Source organism: Citrobacter freundii complex sp. CFNIH2 (assembly GCF_002880615.1).
GTDB lineage: Bacteria > Pseudomonadota > Gammaproteobacteria > Enterobacterales > Enterobacteriaceae > Citrobacter_A > Citrobacter_A amalonaticus_F.
Genome location: NZ_CP025757.1, coordinates 4,642,075 through 4,661,027, shown reverse-complemented (window position 1 = coordinate 4,661,027; position 18,953 = coordinate 4,642,075). Strand labels below are relative to the sequence as shown.

General features: G+C 54.7%; 19 protein-coding genes and 3 tRNA genes. 11 read left to right on the top strand and 11 right to left on the bottom strand.

Going from position 1 to position 18,953, the window contains the following annotated elements:
* Nucleotides 1-5 precede the first annotated feature (5 nt).
* Both tsaE and nnr read right to left on the bottom strand, forming a co-directional pair.
* Complete coding sequence (gene tsaE, locus WM46_RS22865; RefSeq protein ID WP_042999180.1) at nucleotides 6-467, bottom strand: tRNA (adenosine(37)-N6)-threonylcarbamoyltransferase complex ATPase subunit type 1 TsaE; 462 nt, start codon at nucleotides 465-467, stop codon at nucleotides 6-8.
* Complete coding sequence (gene nnr, locus WM46_RS22860; RefSeq protein WP_102603439.1) at nucleotides 439-1,986, bottom strand: bifunctional ADP-dependent NAD(P)H-hydrate dehydratase/NAD(P)H-hydrate epimerase; 1,548 nt, start codon at nucleotides 1,984-1,986, stop codon at nucleotides 439-441. The genes tsaE and nnr overlap by 29 nt, the downstream gene beginning before the upstream one ends.
* On the opposite strand from nnr, the gene queG reads away from it, so the two are divergent.
* Nucleotides 1,985-3,124, top strand: coding sequence for a tRNA epoxyqueuosine(34) reductase QueG (gene queG, locus WM46_RS22855; protein WP_102603438.1), 1,140 nt, complete (start codon nucleotides 1,985-1,987; stop codon nucleotides 3,122-3,124). The genes nnr and queG overlap by 2 nt on opposite strands.
* A gap of 269 nt (nucleotides 3,125-3,393) precedes the next feature.
* On the opposite strand, the gene WM46_RS22850 is transcribed toward queG, so the two are convergent.
* From WM46_RS22850 to orn, 4 genes are all read right to left on the bottom strand, one after another.
* Nucleotides 3,394-3,469: transfer RNA gene (locus WM46_RS22850), tRNA-Gly, on the bottom strand.
* An 82-nt stretch (nucleotides 3,470-3,551) separates the two neighbouring features.
* Nucleotides 3,552-3,627: transfer RNA gene (locus tag WM46_RS22845), tRNA-Gly, on the bottom strand.
* Between the two features lie 82 nt (nucleotides 3,628-3,709).
* Nucleotides 3,710-3,785: transfer RNA gene (locus tag WM46_RS22840), tRNA-Gly, on the bottom strand.
* 186 nt (nucleotides 3,786-3,971) lie between these two features.
* The gene (gene orn / locus WM46_RS22835; protein WP_102603437.1) at nucleotides 3,972-4,517 is read right to left on the bottom strand and encodes an oligoribonuclease; all 546 of its coding nucleotides are present in this window, start codon (nucleotides 4,515-4,517) and stop codon (nucleotides 3,972-3,974) included.
* A 106-nt stretch (nucleotides 4,518-4,623) separates the two neighbouring features.
* On the opposite strand from orn, the gene rsgA reads away from it, so the two are divergent.
* The 3 genes from rsgA to mscM all read left to right on the top strand — a co-directional run bounded on the left by rsgA (nucleotide 4,624) and on the right by mscM (nucleotide 10,211).
* Nucleotides 4,624-5,676, top strand: a complete 1,053-nt coding sequence (gene rsgA / locus WM46_RS22830; RefSeq protein ID WP_187394422.1) for a small ribosomal subunit biogenesis GTPase RsgA — start codon at nucleotides 4,624-4,626, stop codon at nucleotides 5,674-5,676.
* Nucleotides 5,677-5,771: 95 nt separating this feature from the next.
* Nucleotides 5,772-6,743, top strand: coding sequence for an archaetidylserine decarboxylase (gene asd / locus WM46_RS22825; protein WP_102603435.1), 972 nt, complete (start codon nucleotides 5,772-5,774; stop codon nucleotides 6,741-6,743).
* Between the two features lie 141 nt (nucleotides 6,744-6,884).
* Entirely contained in the window at nucleotides 6,885-10,211 is a 3,327-nt protein-coding gene (mscM, locus tag WM46_RS22820; protein WP_061075463.1) for a miniconductance mechanosensitive channel MscM, read from the top strand.
* Nucleotides 10,212-10,300: 89 nt separating this feature from the next.
* Here mscM and epmA read toward each other — a convergent pair whose 3' ends face one another.
* Nucleotides 10,301-11,278 (bottom strand): elongation factor P--(R)-beta-lysine ligase, encoded by a 978-nt coding sequence (gene epmA / locus WM46_RS22815; RefSeq protein ID WP_102603434.1) that lies wholly within the window; start codon nucleotides 11,276-11,278, stop codon nucleotides 10,301-10,303.
* A 322-nt stretch (nucleotides 11,279-11,600) separates the two neighbouring features.
* Here epmA and frdA point away from each other — a divergent pair, with 322 nt between their 5' ends.
* The 5 genes from frdA to WM46_RS22790 all read left to right on the top strand — a co-directional run bounded on the left by frdA (nucleotide 11,601) and on the right by WM46_RS22790 (nucleotide 15,535).
* A complete protein-coding gene (frdA, locus tag WM46_RS22810; protein ID WP_061075465.1) occupies nucleotides 11,601-13,385 on the top strand; it encodes a fumarate reductase (quinol) flavoprotein subunit in 1,785 nt (594 codons plus the stop codon).
* Nucleotides 13,385-14,119, top strand: a complete 735-nt coding sequence (gene frdB / locus WM46_RS22805) for a fumarate reductase iron-sulfur protein (protein WP_061075466.1) — start codon at nucleotides 13,385-13,387, stop codon at nucleotides 14,117-14,119. The genes frdA and frdB overlap by 1 nt, the downstream gene beginning before the upstream one ends.
* Nucleotides 14,120-14,129: 10 nt before the next feature.
* Nucleotides 14,130-14,525, top strand: a complete 396-nt coding sequence (gene frdC / locus WM46_RS22800; RefSeq protein WP_102603433.1) for a fumarate reductase subunit FrdC — start codon at nucleotides 14,130-14,132, stop codon at nucleotides 14,523-14,525.
* 10 nt (nucleotides 14,526-14,535) lie between these two features.
* Nucleotides 14,536-14,895: a fumarate reductase subunit FrdD gene (gene frdD / locus WM46_RS22795; RefSeq protein WP_042999169.1), complete on the top strand. Its 360-nt coding sequence runs from the start codon at nucleotides 14,536-14,538 to the stop codon at nucleotides 14,893-14,895.
* 106 nt (nucleotides 14,896-15,001) lie between these two features.
* Complete coding sequence (locus WM46_RS22790; RefSeq protein ID WP_061075467.1) at nucleotides 15,002-15,535, top strand: lipocalin family protein; 534 nt, start codon at nucleotides 15,002-15,004, stop codon at nucleotides 15,533-15,535.
* Here the strand turns inward: WM46_RS22790 and sugE are convergent.
* Complete coding sequence (sugE, locus tag WM46_RS22785) at nucleotides 15,532-15,849, bottom strand: quaternary ammonium compound efflux SMR transporter SugE (protein WP_042321373.1); 318 nt, start codon at nucleotides 15,847-15,849, stop codon at nucleotides 15,532-15,534. The genes WM46_RS22790 and sugE overlap by 4 nt on opposite strands.
* Before the next feature lie 255 nt (nucleotides 15,850-16,104).
* Between sugE and WM46_RS22775 the strand changes: the two genes are divergently transcribed.
* Nucleotides 16,105-16,695 (top strand): LuxR C-terminal-related transcriptional regulator, encoded by a 591-nt coding sequence (locus WM46_RS22775; protein ID WP_061075468.1) that lies wholly within the window; start codon nucleotides 16,105-16,107, stop codon nucleotides 16,693-16,695.
* Between the two features lie 33 nt (nucleotides 16,696-16,728).
* Here the strand turns inward: WM46_RS22775 and ecnB are convergent, their stop codons facing one another.
* From ecnB to efp, 3 genes are all read right to left on the bottom strand, one after another.
* Complete coding sequence (ecnB, locus tag WM46_RS22770) at nucleotides 16,729-16,875, bottom strand: lipoprotein toxin entericidin B (RefSeq protein ID WP_017459191.1); 147 nt, start codon at nucleotides 16,873-16,875, stop codon at nucleotides 16,729-16,731.
* A gap of 107 nt (nucleotides 16,876-16,982) precedes the next feature.
* The gene (locus WM46_RS22765; protein ID WP_061075469.1) at nucleotides 16,983-17,117 is read right to left on the bottom strand and encodes an entericidin A/B family lipoprotein; all 135 of its coding nucleotides are present in this window, start codon (nucleotides 17,115-17,117) and stop codon (nucleotides 16,983-16,985) included.
* A 62-nt stretch (nucleotides 17,118-17,179) separates the two neighbouring features.
* Nucleotides 17,180-17,746 carry an elongation factor P gene (gene efp, locus WM46_RS22760; protein WP_061075470.1) on the bottom strand — a complete coding sequence of 189 codons (567 nt, stop codon included), beginning with the start codon at nucleotides 17,744-17,746 and terminating at the stop codon, nucleotides 17,180-17,182.
* Between the two features lie 41 nt (nucleotides 17,747-17,787).
* On the opposite strand from efp, the gene epmB reads away from it, so the two are divergent.
* Nucleotides 17,788-18,816 carry an EF-P beta-lysylation protein EpmB gene (gene epmB / locus WM46_RS22755; protein ID WP_102603432.1) on the top strand — a complete coding sequence of 343 codons (1,029 nt, stop codon included), beginning with the start codon at nucleotides 17,788-17,790 and terminating at the stop codon, nucleotides 18,814-18,816.
* The last annotated feature ends 137 nt before the right edge of the window (nucleotides 18,817-18,953 follow it).

Here is an 18,953-nt window from a genome sequence, read left to right as displayed (position 1 = left end):
TAAGGTTAACCGGCTAAACGCGCCAGCAACGAATCACCTGATGAGGAGACAGCACGGATGCGCGCCTCACGACCTTGCGCCTGGTAATCTATGTGTATTTCGACATCCGGGTCCGGGAGTACACCTTTACCCTGTTGTGGCCATTCCACCAGGCAAATGGCATCGTTGGCAAAATAATCGCGGATCCCCATAAATTCGAGCTCCTCGGGATCGGCAAGACGATACAGATCGAAGTGATAGACCATCAGGTTATCGAGAGAATAGGGTTCGACCAGCGTATAGGTTGGACTTTTTACATTACCGGAATGGCCTAACGCCTGCAGGAATCCCCGACTAAAGGTGGTTTTACCCGCGCCTAAATCACCGTAGAGATAGATCACGGTCGCGCCGTTGCAGGCCTTGGCTACCCGTTGTCCCAGGTCTAATGTTGCCTGTTCGTCAGGTAGCGGAATTACTCGATTCATCATGATAAACGTCAATCACATCAGGGTTAACAATACGCTGTAGCGTGGAAAAAAGGTCGGTTGCCAACATGCCGCGCATGCCCGCACGCGCCGCCAGAACATCGGCCGCCGCACCGTGAGCCACACAGCCAGCACAGGCTGCATCATACGGGGTAAACTTCTGTCCGAGCAATGCGCCAATAATACCGGAGAGCACATCGCCCATGCCGCCGCTGGCCATGCCCGCGTTCCCGACATCAACAATTCCCAATGCCTCCGGTTGTGCGGCAACCACGGTTCCCGCCCCTTTCAACACCGCAACGCCTCCGTAACGTTTTACCAGACGCTGTGCAGAATGTAAGCGATCGCTTTCAATTTCTGCGACAGAACACCCCAGTAACCGCGCGGCTTCTCCCGGATGCGGTGTGATGACGCGATTGTGACGTTTATCGGGATTGATTGCCAGCAGGTTCAACGCATCGGCGTCCCAGACCATCGGTTTACGGAAATTCTCGACTTTTTGCAGCGCTTTCTTCCCCCACTCCGCCTGCCCAAGCCCAGGGCCAATGATGATGACATCCGCCCATGCGAGGCTTTCGTCAAGGGACTGCGGCGTCAGTTCATGCACCATCAGTTCGGGGCGAGCGGTCAGCAGTGGGGCGATATTTTCGCTGCGCGTCAGCACGCGCACCAGTCCCGCGCCGGCGCGCAGCGCCGCCTCACCGGCCAGTCGAATCGCTCCCGCCGTGCCGTGATCGCCGCCGATCACCACCAGTCGACCATGATCGCCTTTATGCGACGTTGCACGGCGCGGAGAGAGCCAGCGCGCAAGTTGCGAGGCGTCAAAGCGCTGAATCGGCGCGTCCTGCCCTGCCAACCAGTCGTCCAGCCCCAGCGAATTAAAATGAAGGCGCCCGGTCACATCCCGGGCTTTCCCCGTCAGCAGACCGGGTTTCAGGACGATAAACGTGACCGTGCGTTCAGCCCTGATGACCGCACCGGGCGTCGCGCCCGTTTGTGCCAGCAACCCGGAAGGAATGTCTATCGAGACAACAGGCGCGGGGTGAGCGTTTGCCCGTTCGATTAATTCAGACAACGGCTCGCGCGGCGCCTGGGTTAACCCGGTCCCCAGCAGCGCATCAATAATCAGGTCGATATTTTCCGGCCAGGCGATCGCCGGGGAATGAATCACGCCTCCCGCATTCAGCCAGGCTTCCCGCGCCTGTGCGGCCTCCTCGGGCAGCGGTTTGTCGCTTTCCTGCGCTATCAACGTGACCAGAATCCCTGCCGCTTTCGCCAGTCTCGCTACCACATAGCCATCGCCACCGTTATTACCGTGACCGCAGAGCACCAACCAGCGCCGGGCATAAGGCCGGGACTCACGCGCCACGTCAAACACCGCCTCGCCCGCTCGCAACATCAGTTCGAACAGCGTGAGCCCCAGCGTATCAGCGGCTTCTCGCTCCAGCCGTTTGATGTCATCGGCGGGCCAGATGGAGTGTGGTATACTGATGGGGTTTTTCTTCATTGTATGGTCCGTCATGTCAGAGCCCCTCGATCTCAATCAGTTAGCGCAGAAAATTAAGCAGTGGGGGCTGGAACTGGGCTTTCAGCAGGTCGGTATTACCGATACTGACCTGAGCGAGTCCGAACCCAAACTGCAGGCATGGCTGGACAAACAATACCACGGCGAAATGGACTGGATGGCGCGCCACGGCATGATGCGCGCGCGTCCCCATGAGCTGCTGCCCGGCACGCTTCGCGTCATCAGCGTGCGCATGAACTATCTTCCCGCCCACGCCGCGTTTGCCAGTACGCTGAAAAATCCCACGCAGGGTTACATCAGTCGCTATGCCCTGGGCCGCGACTACCATAAGCTTTTACGAAACCGCCTCAAAAAGCTGGGTGAGAGGATTCAGCAGCACTGTGTCTCGCTGAATTTTAGACCTTTTGTCGACTCTGCGCCCATACTTGAGCGCCCGTTGGCGGAAAAAGCCGGTCTTGGGTGGACAGGTAAGCACTCACTTATCCTGAACCGCGAGGCCGGGTCATTTTTCTTTCTCGGTGAGTTGCTGATTGATTTCCCCCTGCCGGTTGACGCTCCCGTGGAAGAAAATTGCGGAAAATGTGTCGCCTGCATCACCACCTGTCCGACCGGGGCGATTGTCGCCCCCTACACGGTGGATGCGCGTCGCTGCATCTCCTACCTCACCATCGAACTGGAAGGCGCAATCCCGGAAGCATTGCGGCCACTGATGGGCAACCGGATCTACGGTTGTGATGACTGCCAGTTGATTTGCCCATGGAATCGCTACTCGCAACTGACTGATGAAGACGATTTCAGTCCTCGTAAGCCGCTTCATGCGCCCGAGTTAATTGAGCTGTTCGCCAGAAATGAAGCCTGGTTTTTAAAAGTCACAGAAGGTTCAGCCATTCGTCGTATTGGTCATCTGCGCTGGCTGCGTAATATTGCGGTAGCACTCGGTAATGCGCCCTGGAGTGACGCCGCCCTGTCCGCACTGGAAAGCCGCCGGGGTGAGCACCCACTTCTTGATGAACACATTGAGTGGGCCGTCGCGCAGCAGATCGCGAAGCGAAACGCCGACGTGATCGAGGTGCAATCACCAAAGCAAAGGCGACTGGTTAATGCGATCGAGAAGGGATTGCCGCGGGACGCCTGAATCATCCACAGGCTGTGCATAAAAATAAAAACACATTGCTATTCAAGAACGAGAAAATCGTCAAGTGATCGCATTAACAATTTGCAATCTTAATTTAAACTTTGATTTCAGATAGTTATAAAGAAACTATTCACCTGGCGAAGTGTTTGAATCTTCCGAAGAAAAATCTGAAGCTGTGGATAACTCTGTTCACAAGAGTGTGACAGATACAAAACGAAACGACCCCAACGCATAAATGCACTGTGGTTGATTTTCTGGAGATAAGAATTTGGAGCGGGAAACGAGACTCGAACTCGCGACCCCGACCTTGGCAAGGTCGTGCTCTACCAACTGAGCTATTCCCGCTTAATCTTCGTCTTTCGAACTGCTGTCGCACTTCGAAATCCTGCGATTGGGTGGTCCGTGCTTAATAAGCACTTTCAAATTTTGGAGCGGGAAACGAGACTCGAACTCGCGACCCCGACCTTGGCAAGGTCGTGCTCTACCAACTGAGCTATTCCCGCTTAATCTTCGTCTTTCGAACTGCTGTCGCGCTTCGAAATCCTGCGATTGGGTGGTCTGTGCTTAATAAGCACTTTCAAATTTTGGAGCGGGAAACGAGACTCGAACTCGCGACCCCGACCTTGGCAAGGTCGTGCTCTACCAACTGAGCTATTCCCGCAAATTTGTTGCTGCCGTAACGCGTAATTCTCTGTCGTTACGGGAGGCGCATTATACGAGAAATCTTCCCGCCTGCAACCCCTCTAAAAGCGATTTTTTTGAAATCAGGTTCAAGTGATTAATTAATCGGCAGGCTGCACAATTTAGCGACAAAACCCCGACAGTGCAAGCCTGCTAAGTAACAAACTTACAACTTTATAAAGTTCTCACGATAGTAAGCCAGTTCCGCCACCGACTCGCGAATATCGTCCATCGCCTTGTGCGTTCCTTCCTTGCTCAAACCGTCCAGAATTTCGGGTTTCCAACGACGCGCCAGCTCTTTCAGCGTGCTCACATCCAGATAGCGGTAATGGAAATACGCTTCCAGTTCCGGCATGTACTTAAACAAAAAACGGCGATCCTGTCCGATGCTGTTCCCGCAGATTGGCGACTTACCCGCTGGCACCCACGCTTTCAAAAATTCAATCGTCGCCAGCTCCGCTTCACGTTCGCCCATTGTGCTCGCCTTCACTCGCTCCACCAGCCCGCTGCCGGTATGGGTACGCACGTTCCAGTCATCCATCAGCGCCAGTTGTTCATCGGCCTGATGCACAGCGATAGTTGGCCCTTCAGCCAGAATATTCAGGTTGGCATCGGTGACCAGCGTGGCGATTTCAATTATGCGATCGCGCTCGGGATCCAGACCGGTCATCTCAAGATCAATCCAAATCAGGTTGTTTTCATTGGCACTCATGCTATTTTCCACCCCTCATGCGTCACATTCTGTGTGACTACTCTCATCTAGAATTGTGTGTATCATAGATGTTTTGCCCAACATGGGCGACCAGGAGCCAGTACGATTGAGTAAAAATAAACTCTCCAAAGGCCAACAGCGCCGCGTGAACGCTAATCACCAGCGTCGTCTTAAAACGTCTAAGGAGAAGCCAGACTACGATGACAACCTGTTTGGCGAGACCGCTGAAGGTATCGTCATTAGCCGTTTTGGCATGCATGCCGACGTCGAATCTGCCGACGGTGAAATTCACCGCTGCAACATTCGCCGGACGATCCGCTCGCTGGTGACCGGCGACCGTGTGGTCTGGCGTCCCGGCAAAGCGGCAGCGGAAGGGGTCAACGTCAAAGGAATCGTCGAGGCGGTGCATGAACGTACCTCGGTGTTGACGCGCCCGGACTTCTACGATGGCGTAAAACCTATTGCCGCCAACATCGACCAGATTGTCATTGTCTCCGCGATCTTACCGGAGCTGTCGCTTAATATTATCGATCGTTATCTGGTGGCCTGCGAGACATTGCAGGTTGAACCGATCATCGTGCTCAACAAAATCGATCTGCTGGATGATGAAAGCATGGCGTTTGTGAATGAGCAGATGGATATCTACCGTCATATCGGCTATCGCGTGCTGATGGTCTCCAGCCACACCCAGGACGGTCTGAAACCGTTGGAAGAAGCGCTGACCGGGCGCATCAGTATCTTTGCCGGCCAGTCCGGCGTCGGCAAATCCAGCCTGCTCAACGCGCTGCTGGGGCTGCAGGAAGCAATTCTCACCAACGATGTCTCTGACAACTCCGGCCTGGGACAGCACACCACCACCGCAGCCCGCCTCTACCACTTCCCACATGGCGGCGACGTCATCGATTCCCCTGGCGTGCGTGAATTTGGCCTGTGGCACCTGGAGCCGGAACAAATCACCCATGGTTTTGTCGAATTCCATGACTATCTGGGGCTGTGCAAATATCGTGACTGTAAGCACGACGCTGACCCAGGCTGTGCCATCCGTGCCGCCGTAGAGGACGGGAAAATTGCGGAAACCCGTTTCGAAAATTATCACCGTATTCTCGAAAGCATGTCGCAGGTAAAAACGCGTAAAAACTTTTCTGATACCGATGACTGACAACTAAGCTAAGCATCGCTAGAATCGTCCCCCCTTTTCAGGATCCGGCGTGAACGCCGGGTCAGGAACGACAAAACAATAGCCTGGAGGCTACCTTGTTAAACTCATTTAAACTTTCGCTACAATACATTCTGCCGAAACTATGGCTCACTCGCCTGGCGGGCTGGGGCGCGAGCAAACGAGCGGGATGGCTGACTAAGCTGGTTATCGATCTGTTCGTGAAGTACTACAAGGTCGATATGAAAGAAGCGCAGAAGCCGGATACCGCCAGCTACCGCTCATTCAATGATTTCTTTGTCCGCCCACTGCGTGACGACGTTCGCCCGCTGAATACCGATCCGAACGTGCTGGTCATGCCGGCTGACGGCGTCATCAGCCAGTTAGGCGCTATCGAAGAAGATAAGATCCTGCAAGCTAAAGGTCACAACTACAGCCTGGAAGCCCTGCTGGCAGGTAACTACCTGATGGCGGATCTTTTCCGTAACGGGTCGTTTGTGACCACCTATCTGTCACCGCGTGACTACCACCGCGTACACATGCCATGTAACGGCATTCTGCGTGAGATGATCTATGTGCCGGGCGATCTGTTCTCGGTCAATCATCTGACGGCCCAGAACGTCCCGAACCTGTTTGCCCGTAATGAGCGTGTTATCTGCCTGTTCGATACGGAGTTTGGTCCAATGGCGCAAATTCTGGTCGGTGCTACGATTGTTGGCAGTATCGAAACCGTCTGGGCGGGAACCATCACACCACCGCGCGAAGGCGTGATCAAACGCTGGACCTGGCCTGCCGGTGAAAGCGAAGGCTCCTTGGCGCTGTTGAAGGGCCAGGAAATGGGCCGCTTCAAACTGGGCTCCACGGTAATCAACCTGTTTGCGCCGGGGAAAGTGAATCTGGTCGAGCAGCTTGAAAGTCTTTCGGTGACCAAAATTGGTCAGCCGCTGGCGGTCTCTACCGAGACATTCGTTGCGCCCGTTGACGCAGAGCCCGCTCCGCTGGCAGAAGCAGAGATCAACGCCGAGCACGATGCCAGCCCGCTGGTTGATGATAAGAAAGACGAAACCTAATCAATACACAACATCATTCAGGATGCGTCGAGGCGGCGAGAGAATGAGGTCTCAGTCACGTACACTTCGTACGTGACTGGGGTGAATGAACGCAGCCAACAAAGAGGCAGCTTAAATGATAACGTGTAAAAGGAAGCTGCTGTGCGCCTGATTATAACTTTTCTGATGGCCTGGTGCCTCAGCCTGGGGGCGTACGCTGCAACCGCCCCCGACGCCAAACAAATCACCCAGGAACTGGAGCAGGCGAAATCCGCAAAGCCTGCTCAACCCGATGTCGTCGAAGCCCTTCAGTCTGCCCTGAACGCGCTTGAAGAACGGAAAGGTTCACTCGAGCGCACTCAGCAATATCAGCAGGTTATCGATAATTTCCCGAAAATGTCCGCCAGCCTGCGCGCGCAGTTAACCAATCTGCGCGATGAACCTCGCAGCGTTTCGCCGGGCATGACGACCGATGCGCTGAATCAGGAGATTCTCCAGGTCAGCAGTCAGTTGCTGGAAAAGAGCCGTCAGGCCCAGCAAGAGCAGGAACGCGCCCGTGAGATTGCCGACTCGCTGAGCCAACTGCCTCAGCAGCAAACCGACGCCCGCCGACAGCTCAACGAAATCGAACGCCGCATTGGCAGCGCCACCGGCAACACCCCGCTCAACCAGGCGCAAAATTTCAGCATGCAGGCAGAATCCGCCCGCCTGAAAGCGCAGGTTGATGAGCTGGAACTGGCGCAACTTTCGGCCAACAACCGTCAGGAACTGGCGCGTATGCGCTCCGAACTGGCGGAAAAACAGAGCCAGCAACTGGATGCCTATTTACAGGCCCTGCGCAATCAGCTCAACAGCCAGCGCCAGCGTGAAGCCGAACGGGCGCTGGAAAGCACCGAGTTACTGGCAGAGAACAGCGCTGATTTACCGCCGGACATTGTCGCCCAGTTCAAAGTGAACCGGGAGCTGTCAGCCGCGCTGAATCAGCAGGCGCAACGCATGGATCTCGTCGCGTCTCAACAGCGTCAGGCCACCAGCCAGACTCAGCAGGTACGTCAGGCGTTGACGACGCTGCGTGAACAGTCGCAATGGTTAGGCTCGTCTAACCTGTTGGGCGAAGCGTTACGTGCCCAGGTGGCGCGTCTGCCGGAAATGCCCAAACCCCAGCAGCTAGATACTGAAATGGCGCAACTGCGCGTCCAGCGTCTGCGCTATGAAGATCAGCTCAATAAGCAGCCTCAGTTGCGCCAGCTCCATCAGGCGGACGGACAACCGCTCACCGCGGAGCAAAACCGTATTCTTGAAGCACAACTGCGCACCCAACGCGAGCTGCTGAATTCGCTGTTACAGGGCGGCGACACGCTGATCCTCGAACTGACCAAACTGAAAGTCTCCAATAGCCAGCTTGAGGATGCGCTGAAAGAGGTGAATGAAGCGACCCACCGCTATCTGTTCTGGACCTCTGACGTTCGCCCGATGTCGTTCTCCTGGCCGATTGATATTGTGCAGGATCTGCGTCGGCTGATTTCACTCGACACCTTCAGCCAGTTAGGTCAGGCCAGCGTGATGATGCTGACCAGCAGAGATACCCTACTGCCGCTGTTTGGCGCGCTGATTCTGGTCGGGTTCAGCATTTACTCACGTCGCCACTTCACCCGTTTTCTGGAGCGTTCCGCCGCCAGAGTGGGCAAGGTGACGCAGGATCACTTCTGGCTGACGCTACGCACCGTGTTCTGGTCGATACTGGTTGCCTCGCCGCTGCCGGTACTGTGGATGACGTTGGGGTATGGACTGCGCGAGGCCTGGCCCTGGCCACTGGCCGTCGCAATAGGCGATGGCGTCACGGCGACGGTGCCGCTGCTGTGGGTAGTGATGATTTGCGCGACATTTGCCCGGCCCAATGGCCTGTTTATCGCCCACTTCGGCTGGCCGCGCGAACGCGTGTCGCGTGCGATGCGTTATTACCTGATGAGTATCGGGCTTATCGTACCGCTAATCATGGCGCTCATCATGTTCGATAACCTGAACGATCGGGAGTTCTCCGGTTCGCTCGGTCGTCTGTGCTTTATCCTGATTTGCGGTGCGCTGGCGCTGGTTACCCTGAGTCTGAAGAAAGCCGGCATTCCGCTCTATCTCGATAAAGAGGGCAGTGGTGACAACATCGTGAACAGCATGCTGTGGAACCTGATGATTGGCGCACCGCTGGTGGCGATACTGGCGGCCGCCGTGGGTTATCTGGCAACGTCACAGGCGCTGCTGGCGCGACTGGAAACCTCCGTCGCCATCTGGTTCCTGCTATTGGTGATTTACCACGTCATTCGTCGCTGGATGCTGATTCAGCGCCGCAGACTGGCCTTTGACCGTGCCAAGCACCGCCGCGCGGAAATGCTGGCCCAGCGCGCGCGTGGCGAAGAAGAACCGGCCCATTCGACCAGTCTGGAAGGGACCATCGACGTTGATGAGAGCGAAGTCGATCTCGATGCTATCAGCGCCCAGTCGCTCCGTCTGGTGCGCTCCATCCTGATGCTGATCGCCCTGCTGTCGGTCATTGTGTTGTGGTCGGAAATTCACTCCGCATTCGGCTTCCTCGAAAACATCTCGCTGTGGGACGTCACCTCGACGGTGCAAGGGGTTGAAAGTTTAGAACCGATTACGCTGGGCGCGGTGCTGATCGCGATTCTGGTGTTTATCATCACCACCCAGTTGGTGCGTAATCTGCCTGCGCTTCTCGAACTGGCGTTGCTGCAGCACCTCGATCTCACACCGGGTACCGGCTACGCCATTACCACCATCACTAAGTACCTGCTGATGCTGATTGGCGGTCTGGTGGGTTTCTCGATGATTGGAATTGAGTGGGCTAAACTGCAATGGCTGGTGGCGGCGCTCGGCGTCGGTCTGGGCTTTGGTTTGCAGGAAATCTTCGCCAACTTTATCTCCGGCCTGATCATCCTGTTTGAAAAACCGATTCGTATTGGCGATACGGTAACCATTCGCGATCTGACCGGCAGCGTAACGAAGATCAATACCCGCGCAACCACCATCAGCGACTGGGACCGCAAAGAGATCATCGTGCCGAACAAAGCGTTCATCACCGAGCAGTTCATCAACTGGTCGCTGTCTGATTCCGTGACGCGTGTGGTGCTGACCATTCCGGCACCGTCCGATGTGAACAGCGAAGAGGTGACGCAGATCCTGCTAACCGCCGCGCACCGCTGTTCGCTGGTGATCGACAACCCGGCGCCGGAAGTCTTCCTGGTGGATCTGCAACAGGGGATCCAGATCTTCGAACTGCGTATCTACGCCGCCGAGATGGGTCATCGCATGCCGCTGCGCCATGAAATCCACCAGTTGATTCTGGCGGGCTTCCGCGAGCACGGTATCGATATGCCATTCCCACCGTTCCAGATGCGTCTGGAGAGCCTGAATGGCCGACAAACAGGGAAAACGCTCAGTTCTGCCGGCAGAAGAAGTCGTCCGGCGGGGAGTTTGTAAGTTTTAGTCGTACCCGTCAGGGCAGGCGAAGCGAGCGCAGAGATGAAAAGTGGTGCACTATGCACCGCTTTTCATCACGTCAGAACGCGTTATGCGCGATCAACAGTAAAGGCGATTACTTCCGCGAGGCTTTCTGCGCCCAGCGCCAGCATCACCAGACGATCCACACCCAGCGCTACGCCCGAGCAGTCCGGCATGCCAACTTTCAACGCTTCGATCAGGTTGTTGTCGATGGGTTGCTGCGGTAATCCGCGCGCGGCACGCTTACGGTTATCCTGTTCAAAACGTTGCTGCTGTTCACGCGCATCCGTCAGTTCATGGAAACCATTCGCCAGCTCAATACCTTTGAAGTAAACCTCGAAACGTTCTGCTACACGGTGATCTTCCGTACTGATCTGCGCCAGTGATGCCTGGCTTGCCGGGAAGTGATAAACAAACGTCGGTTTATCTTTGCCAATGTGGGGTTCAACGCCCATCGTAAATAGCAGTTGCAGTAATGTATCGCGATCTTCTTCAGTATCCGCAATGTTGCTTAAGTCGAGCCTCGCGGCGACGTCGCGCAGTTGCGTTTTATCCGCAGACAACGGGTCAATCTCCAGATGACGCTGGAAAGCCTGCTGATAAGAGAGGCTCTCTGCCGCCGGGCATTCCAGCACCTGCTGCAACAGATCGTCCACTTCGTTCATCAACCGGTACATGTCGTAATGTGGACGATACCACTCGAGCATGGTGAATTCGGGGTTGTGATGACGCCCCATCTCTTCATTACGGAAACTACGGCACAACTGAAAGACCGGACCACACCCTGCCACCAGCAGACGTTTCATGTGGTATTCCGGGCTGGTCATTAAATAGAGGTTCATCCCCTGCGAATGACCGGGGCCGACGAAACGCGTTTCGAACGGGAACAGATGAATGTCTGTGACCGTCGCCTGGCTCATGCAGGGCGTCTCAACCTCCAGCACTCCGCGATCGGCAAAAAAACGACGAATTTCCGTCATAATTGCCGCGCGTTTTAACAGGTTAGGTATGGACGCGCTCGGCTGCCAGGTTGCCGTTTCGCTCATGGTTCTTTCTCCAGTTTAAGACAAGGGCACGAAGTCTACTCGTAACGCGACGATGAAACAAATTTTGCTCAGGAATACTCAAGCACGGCTGAAGGGTTAAAAAACCGCCGAGGGATGGTTTAGTAATTAAATTAATCAAAATCAATGATAATTCCCCCCTTTGACACGCTAAAAAAATCGAACACGTCAAATTTCCCACACATAGCAACGACTATACTGTTGTACCTATAAAGGAGCAGTGGAAACACGTTCGCTACCCACCTTTTTCAGGCTCTTTTACGAGATATGTGGTGGCGAAATTACAATAATCTGGAGGAATGTCGTGCAAACCTTTCAAGCCGATCTTGCCATTATAGGCGCCGGTGGCGCGGGATTACGTGCTGCAATTGCCGCAGCGCAGGCAAATCCTAATGCGAAAATCGCACTGATTTCAAAAGTGTACCCGATGCGCAGCCACACCGTTGCTGCCGAAGGGGGCTCAGCCGCTGTCGCCCAGGATCATGACAGCTTCGACTACCATTTTCACGATACGGTAGCGGGTGGAGACTGGCTGTGTGAACAGGATGTCGTGGATTATTTTGTCCACCACTGTCCAACCGAGATGACCCAACTGGAACAATGGGGCTGCCCGTGGAGTCGCCGCGAAGACGGTAGCGTCAACGTTCGTCGCTTCGGCGGGATGAAAATTGAGCGTACCTGGTTTGCTGCGGATAAAACCGGCTTCCATATGCTGCATACCCTGTTCCAGACTTCTCTGCAGTTCCCACAGATCCAACGCTTTGACGAACACTTTGTGCTGGATATCCTGGTCGATGATGGTCATGCTCGCGGCCTGGTGGCGATGAACATGATGGAAGGCACGCTGGTGCAGATCCGTGCTAACGCGGTGGTGATGGCAACAGGCGGCGCAGGCCGCGTGTATCGCTATAACACCAACGGCGGCATCGTCACCGGTGACGGCATGGGCATGGCGCTCAGCCACGGCGTTCCGCTGCGTGATATGGAATTTGTTCAGTATCACCCGACCGGCCTGCCGGGTTCCGGTATCCTGATGACCGAAGGTTGCCGTGGTGAAGGCGGTATCCTGGTCAACAAAAACGGCTACCGTTACCTGCAGGATTACGGCATGGGTCCGGAAACACCGCTGGGCGAGCCGAAGAACAAATACATGGAACTCGGTCCGCGCGACAAAGTTTCTCAGGCCTTCTGGCACGAATGGCGTAAAGGTAACACCATCTCCACGCCGCGTGGTGATGTGGTTTACCTCGACCTGCGTCACCTGGGCGAGAAGAAACTGCTGGAACGTCTGCCGTTCATCTGTGAACTGGCGAAAGCTTACGTGGGTGTCGATCCGGTGAAAGAGCCGATTCCGGTTCGTCCGACCGCGCACTACACCATGGGCGGTATCGAAACCGATCAGAACTGCGAAACCCGCATCAAAGGTCTGTTTGCCGTCGGCGAATGTTCTTCTGTCGGTCTGCACGGCGCGAACCGTCTGGGTTCCAACTCGCTGGCTGAACTGGTGGTCTTTGGCCGTCTGGCCGGTGAGCAGGCGATGGAGCGTGCATCTACTGCGGGCACTGCGAACGACGCTGCGCTCGACGCACAGGTTGCAGGCGTTGAACAGCGTCTGAAAGACCTGGTTAACCAGGAAGGTAACGAGAACTGGTCGAAAATTCGCGACGAAATGGGTCTCTCTATGGAAGAAGGTTGCGGTATCTACCGTACGCCGGAACTCATGCAGAAAACCGTGGATAAACTGGCCGAATTGCAGGAGCGCTTCAAGCGCGTTCGCATCACCGACACCTCTAGCGTGTTCAACACCGACCTGCTGTACACCATTGAACTGGGTCATGGCCTGAACGTCGCTGAGTGTATGGCGCATTCCGCGCTGGCTCGTAAGGAATCACGTGGCGCCCACCAACGTCTGGACGAAGGTTGCACCGAGCGTGACGACGTCAACTTCCTCAAACATACTCTCGCCTTCCGCGATGCTGATGGCACGACTCGCCTCGACTATAGCGACGTGAAAATCACCACGCTGCCACCTGCAAAACGTGTTTACGGTGGAGAAGCGGAAGCAGCCGATAAGAAGGAGAAGGCGTAATGGCTGAGATGAAAAACCTGAAAGTTGAGGTGGTGCGCTATAACCCTGAGACCGACACCGCGCCGCACAGTGCTTTCTATGAAGTGCCTTATGATGAAACAACGTCACTGCTGGATGCGTTGGGCTACATCAAAGATAACCTGGCGCCAGACCTGAGCTATCGCTGGTCCTGCCGTATGGCGATCTGCGGCTCTTGCGGCATGATGGTCAACAATGTGCCAAAACTGGCGTGCAAAACCTTCCTGCGTGATTACACCAACGGTCTTAAGGTTGAAGCACTGGGTAACTTCCCGATCGAACGCGATCTGGTCGTCGATATGACGCACTTTATCGAAAGTCTGGAAGCGATTAAGCCGTACATCATCGGTAACCCGCGCACGCCGGATCAGGGGCCAAATACCCAGACCCCGGCACAGATGGCGAAGTACCACCAGTTCTCTGGTTGCATCAACTGTGGTCTGTGCTATGCCGCATGTCCGCAGTTCGGTCTGAACCCTGAGTTCATCGGACCGGCTGCGATTACCCTGGCGCATCGTTACAACGAAGATAGCCGCGACCACGGTAAGAAGGAGCGTATGGCACAGTTGAACAGCCCGAACGGCGTATGGACCTGTACTTTCGTGGGCTACTGCTCCGAAGTTTGTCCGAAGCACGTCGATCCGGCGGCTGCCATTCAGCAGGGTAAAGTGGAAAGTTCGAAAGACTTTCTTATCGCCACCCTGAAACCACGCTAAGGAGTGCAACATGACGACTAAACGCAAACCCTATGTGCGGCCGATGACGTCCACCTGGTGGAAAAAATTGCCGTTTTATCGCTTTTACATGCTGCGCGAAGGCACAGCCGTTCCGGCAGTCTGGTTCAGCATTGAGCTGATTTTCGGCCTGTTCGCACTGAAGCACGGTGCCGAATCCTGGGCGGGCTTCGTCGGTTTTCTGCAAAACCCGGTGGTGGTGATCCTCAACGTGATCGCCCTGGCGGCAGCGCTGCTGCACACCAAAACCTGGTTTGAGCTGGCACCGAAAGCCGCCAACATCATCGTAAAAGACGAAAAAATGGGGCCAGAGCCGATCATCAAAGGTCTCTGGGCGGTTACTGTGGTGGCGACCGTAGTCATACTGTTTGTTGCCCTGTTCTGGTAAGGAGTCCGGGATGATTAATCCAAATCCAAAACGTTCTGACGAACCCGTATTCTGGGGTCTGTTTGGCGCAGGCGGTATGTGGGGTGCGATTATCGCGCCGGTGATGGTTCTGCTGGTGGGGATTCTGCTGCCGCTGGGTCTGTTCCCGGGCGATGCCCTGAGCTATGAGCGCGTACTGGCGTTTGCTCAGAGTTTTATCGGCCGTGCTTTCCTGTTCCTGATGATTGTCCTGCCGCTGTGGTGTGGCTTACACCGTATGCACCACGCGATGCATGATCTGAAAATCCATGTGCCGGCTGGCAAATGGGTGTTCTACGGTCTGGCCGCCATCCTGACCGTCGTCACGGCAATTGGCATTCTGTCCGTCTAAAGCAATCCGCCCTCTTGTCTGCTGATAAGAGGGCATTTTTTTCGTCCCCACCGTTTTTTTCCCCATCAGGTTCTACACTTAGGAAAAACATCCTAAGGATAAACCTATGCGCCTGCTCCCCATCGTTGCCGCTGTGACGGCTGCGTTTCTGGTGGTTTCCTGTAGTACCCCAACCCCGCCACAGGGCGTTACCGTGGTGAATAACTTCGATGCCAAACGCTATCTCGGAACCTGGTACGAAATCGCCCGCTTTGATCATCGCTTTGAACGGGGACTGGAAAAGGTCACGGCGACCTACAGTCTGCGCGATGACGGCGGTCTCACTGTGATCAACAAAGGCTGGAATCCGGACAGAGCGATGTGGCAGAAAAGCGAGGGGAAAGCCTATTTCACCGGCGACCCCAGTCGCGCTGCGCTGAAAGTCTCTTTCTTCGGCCCGTTCTACGGTGGCTATAACGTTATCGCGCTCGACAGAGAGTACCGACACGCGCTGGTCTGCGGTCCGGATCGCGACTACCTGTGGATACTCTCACGCACGCCAACGCTTTCTGACGAAATGAAACAGCAGATGCTGGCCGTCGCGACCCGGGAAGGGTTTGATGTCAGTAAACTCATCTGGGTGAAGCAGCCCGGCGCTTAGTGGGTGCTTAATTTCAGACCAATAATACCGACAACGATTAACGCCAGACTGGCCAGACGCATGGGATTGGCCGATTCACCCAGCAGCAGAATACCGGTGATGGCGGCACCGACAGCGCCAATCCCTGTCCACACGGCATACGCGGTACCCACGGGTAGCGTTTTCATCGCCCACGCAAGGAGCGCCATACTGACGATCATCGCGGCAATGGTGATGATACTCGGTGTCAGGCGACTAAAACCGTGGGTATATTTCAGCCCCACCGCCCAAACGACTTCAAGCAGACCGGCGATTAATAAGATTATCCAGGACATATCAGGCTCCAGAGAAATGGGGCCGTCCCCGGTGAAAGAAGCGTTCGCAGGTCGTCCTGCAACGCTGAAGGTGGAAAAACATTCTTGCCCGAGCGGCGGTGAATTTCAACATTTTTATCTTTCCGCGCCTAAAAGGTTGAATTAGGCGCATTTCGCTGCGTATTTTGCGCATTCAGCACTCATCCGACTTCTCTATGATGGGACGCTTTCTGAAGTCAGGAAGCCATTTGCCTTACTTCTGAATGCGAAAACGCTATGTTGAAAATATTAGTGATTGACCGTTGCCACTTCACCCGCACAGGGATCGAGGCATGGCTTAATCATTCCGAACTCTTTAATACGTCGTTTGTGGTCTCTGGGCTCAATAATCTCTTACTGGTTAAAGAGCACATCCAGCAGTGGAAACCTCACCTGGTCATTGCGGACTTATACGGTTTTCTCAACGACACCCTATCAGCCCAGTCCATTGCCCCATTTTTACTCGCCTGCGGCAGCAGTCCGTTGATATTACTGGAGTCAGGAGGCGTGATGGTAGAGACGCAGCGCTATCCTGTCTGTGCGTCATTAACTAAGCAGGTCTCGCTGGCGATGCTGGCTGAAAATATCCACAACGCCCTGCTGAGCGGCTCGGTATCCGAAGCGCCCGGCAATGCCTCGACACTGCTTACGCCACAGGAAGAGAAAGTGCTGACGATGTGGATGGAGGGGGCGAGTAACAACGCGATTGCCTGTGCGCTCAGCATTCATGGCAAAACGGTGTACACCTACAAACGTAATATCCGCATGAAGCTACACATGGATAATCGCTTTTCGCCGTTTCTTGCGCCATCCGAACTGAAAAATTAACGGCACGACAACACTGTCGTACCGTTTACACGGCTACTGCTGAGCTTTGGTTGCTGCGCCCGAAATGGCGTTGCCGCCGTCGGAGATATCCTCACCCATGCCGCGTGTGGTATTACAAGCAGTTAATACGGAGGAAAGTACCAACACAGAAAAGATCGCTGCAATTGTCTTCTTAACCATAACGTCTTCCTTTTCTAGCCTATGTTATTTGTGTAGTGCCACTTAATCATAGACAAGATCCCAAACAATGGCGGGAGATAGACGCTTTTTAGGACGACGAGAAGAAATTAGCTGGCAGCGTGGGAAATGGAATTGCCGAGATGCTTAATATCCTCACCAAAGCCGCGCGCGGTATTGCAGCCCGCCAGCAACGAGGTGGTGAGAAGAATCAGTGTTACAAGACCGAGAAGATGTTTCATCATTCCTGCCCTGGAGAAACAATGGCGCAGCAAAGCGCTGCACCATAATGAACTAAACGCGCGGATTATTTAACGCGGGAAACGTATTCGCCTGAACGCGTATCCACTTTAATCACTTCGCCAATCTGAACAAACAGAGGCACTTTCACCACTGCGCCAGTAGACAGCGTTGCCGGCTTACCGCCCGTACCTGCGGTATCGCCTTTCAGACCCGGATCGGTATCAACGATTTCCAGTTCAACAAAGTTCGGCGGCGTCACGGAGATAGGCTGACCGTTCCACAGGGTCACGATGCACTCAGCCTGATCCAGCAGCCATTTATCGCTATCGCCGATCGCTTTAGCATCTGCGGACAGCTGCTCGAAGGTTTCGTTGTTCATGAAGTGCCAGAACTCGCCGTCGTTGTACAGGTAAGTCAGGTTCATATCTACAACGTCAGCGCCTTCAGCAGAGTCAGTCGACTTGAAGGTTTTCTCAACGCGAGTACCGGTCAGCAGGCGACGCAGTTTCACGCGCGCAAAAGCCTGACCTTTACCTGGTTTAACGAATTCGCTGGCTTCAACCGCATAAGGTTCGCCGTCCAACATGATTTTAAGACCAGCACGAAAATCGTTGCTATAGTACGTTGCCATAAGGCCCTCTGAAAATTGTTAACTGGTAGCTAAGCCACAAAATGGCGCATATTGTAACCCTAAATACCCCATCCAGAGAAGATTGGTTATCGCAACTTGCCGATGTTGTGACCAATCCCGATGAACTCCTGCGTCTTTTGAATATAGACGCAGATGAAAAACTGTTGGCTGGACGCGATGCCAAACGGCTGTTCGCCCTGCGTGTGCCACGTGCATTTATCGCGCGCATGGAAAAAGGCAATCCTGACGATCCGCTTTTACGTCAGGTACTTACCTCCGAGGATGAGTTTATTGCCGCACCGGGTTTCTCTACCGATCCGCTGGAAGAACAGCATAGTGTCGTACCTGGACTGCTGCATAAATACCGTAACCGGGCGCTGCTGTTGGTGAAAGGCGGCTGTGCGGTAAATTGTCGCTATTGCTTCCGTCGCCACTTCCCGTACGCCGAAAATCAGGGAAATAAGCGAAACTGGCAGGCGGCACTGGACTATATCAGCGCGCATACCGAGCTGGATGAGATCATTTTCTCTGGCGGCGATCCACTGATGGCCAAAGATCATGAGCTGGACTGGCTGCTCACGCAACTGGAAGCTATTCCCCATATCAAACGCCTGCGTATTCACAGCCGTCTGCCCATCGTCATCCCTGCGAGGATTACAGAGGAGCTGGTTGCCCGCTTCACCCGTTCTTCGCTGCAGATCCTGCTGGTGAATCACATTAACCACGCTAACGAGGTCGATGACGCGTTTCGACAAGCGATGGCGAAACTACGGATCGCAGGCGTGACGCTGCTCAATCAGAGCGTCCTGCTGCGTGGTGTCAATGATAATGCGCAGACGCTGGCAAACCTCAGTAATGCGCTGTTTGATGCAGGCGTCATGCCCTATTACCTGCATGTGCTGGATAAAGTGCAGGGTGCGGCGCATTTCATGGTGACGGATGATGACGCACGCCAGATCGTGCGCGAACTGCTCACGCTGGTGTCGGGTTATATGGTGCCCAAACTGGCGCGGGAAATTGGCGGCGAACCGAGTAAAACGCCACTGGATTTACAACTGCGTCAACAATAACCTCGCAATCAGGTGTCCGTTTCCGGACACCCGTCACCAAAACCCCCGGATTCCCCCATCCTGTATGTTATTTTAGCGACACCTTGCGAACTATATATTTAAAAATCATATCTATAAGTCGCAACTAATCGCTAAAT

Bases quoted from the DNA above. Each gene is read 5' to 3' on its own strand.
- tsaE (WP_042999180.1), bottom strand. From the start codon at position 467: ATGATGAATCGAGTAATTCCGCTACCTGACGAACAGGCAACATTAGAC.
- queG (WP_102603438.1), top strand. From the start codon at position 1,985: ATGTCAGAGCCCCTCGATCTCAATCAGTTAGCGCAGAAAATTAAGCAG.
- nnr (WP_102603439.1), bottom strand. From the start codon at position 1,986: ATGACGGACCATACAATGAAGAAAAACCCCATCAGTATACCACACTCC.
- orn (WP_102603437.1), bottom strand. From the start codon at position 4,517: ATGAGTGCCAATGAAAACAACCTGATTTGGATTGATCTTGAGATGACC.
- epmA (WP_102603434.1), bottom strand. From the start codon at position 11,278: ATGAGCGAAACGGCAACCTGGCAGCCGAGCGCGTCCATACCTAACCTG.
- frdB (WP_061075466.1), top strand. From the start codon at position 13,385: ATGGCTGAGATGAAAAACCTGAAAGTTGAGGTGGTGCGCTATAACCCT.
- frdC (WP_102603433.1), top strand. From the start codon at position 14,130: ATGACGACTAAACGCAAACCCTATGTGCGGCCGATGACGTCCACCTGG.
- frdD (WP_042999169.1), top strand. From the start codon at position 14,536: ATGATTAATCCAAATCCAAAACGTTCTGACGAACCCGTATTCTGGGGT.
- WM46_RS22790 (WP_061075467.1), top strand. From the start codon at position 15,002: ATGCGCCTGCTCCCCATCGTTGCCGCTGTGACGGCTGCGTTTCTGGTG.
- sugE (WP_042321373.1), bottom strand. From the start codon at position 15,849: ATGTCCTGGATAATCTTATTAATCGCCGGTCTGCTTGAAGTCGTTTGG.
- WM46_RS22775 (WP_061075468.1), top strand. From the start codon at position 16,105: ATGTTGAAAATATTAGTGATTGACCGTTGCCACTTCACCCGCACAGGG.
- ecnB (WP_017459191.1), bottom strand. From the start codon at position 16,875: ATGGTTAAGAAGACAATTGCAGCGATCTTTTCTGTGTTGGTACTTTCC.
- WM46_RS22765 (WP_061075469.1), bottom strand. From the start codon at position 17,117: ATGATGAAACATCTTCTCGGTCTTGTAACACTGATTCTTCTCACCACC.
- efp (WP_061075470.1), bottom strand. From the start codon at position 17,746: ATGGCAACGTACTATAGCAACGATTTTCGTGCTGGTCTTAAAATCATG.
- epmB (WP_102603432.1), top strand. From the start codon at position 17,788: ATGGCGCATATTGTAACCCTAAATACCCCATCCAGAGAAGATTGGTTA.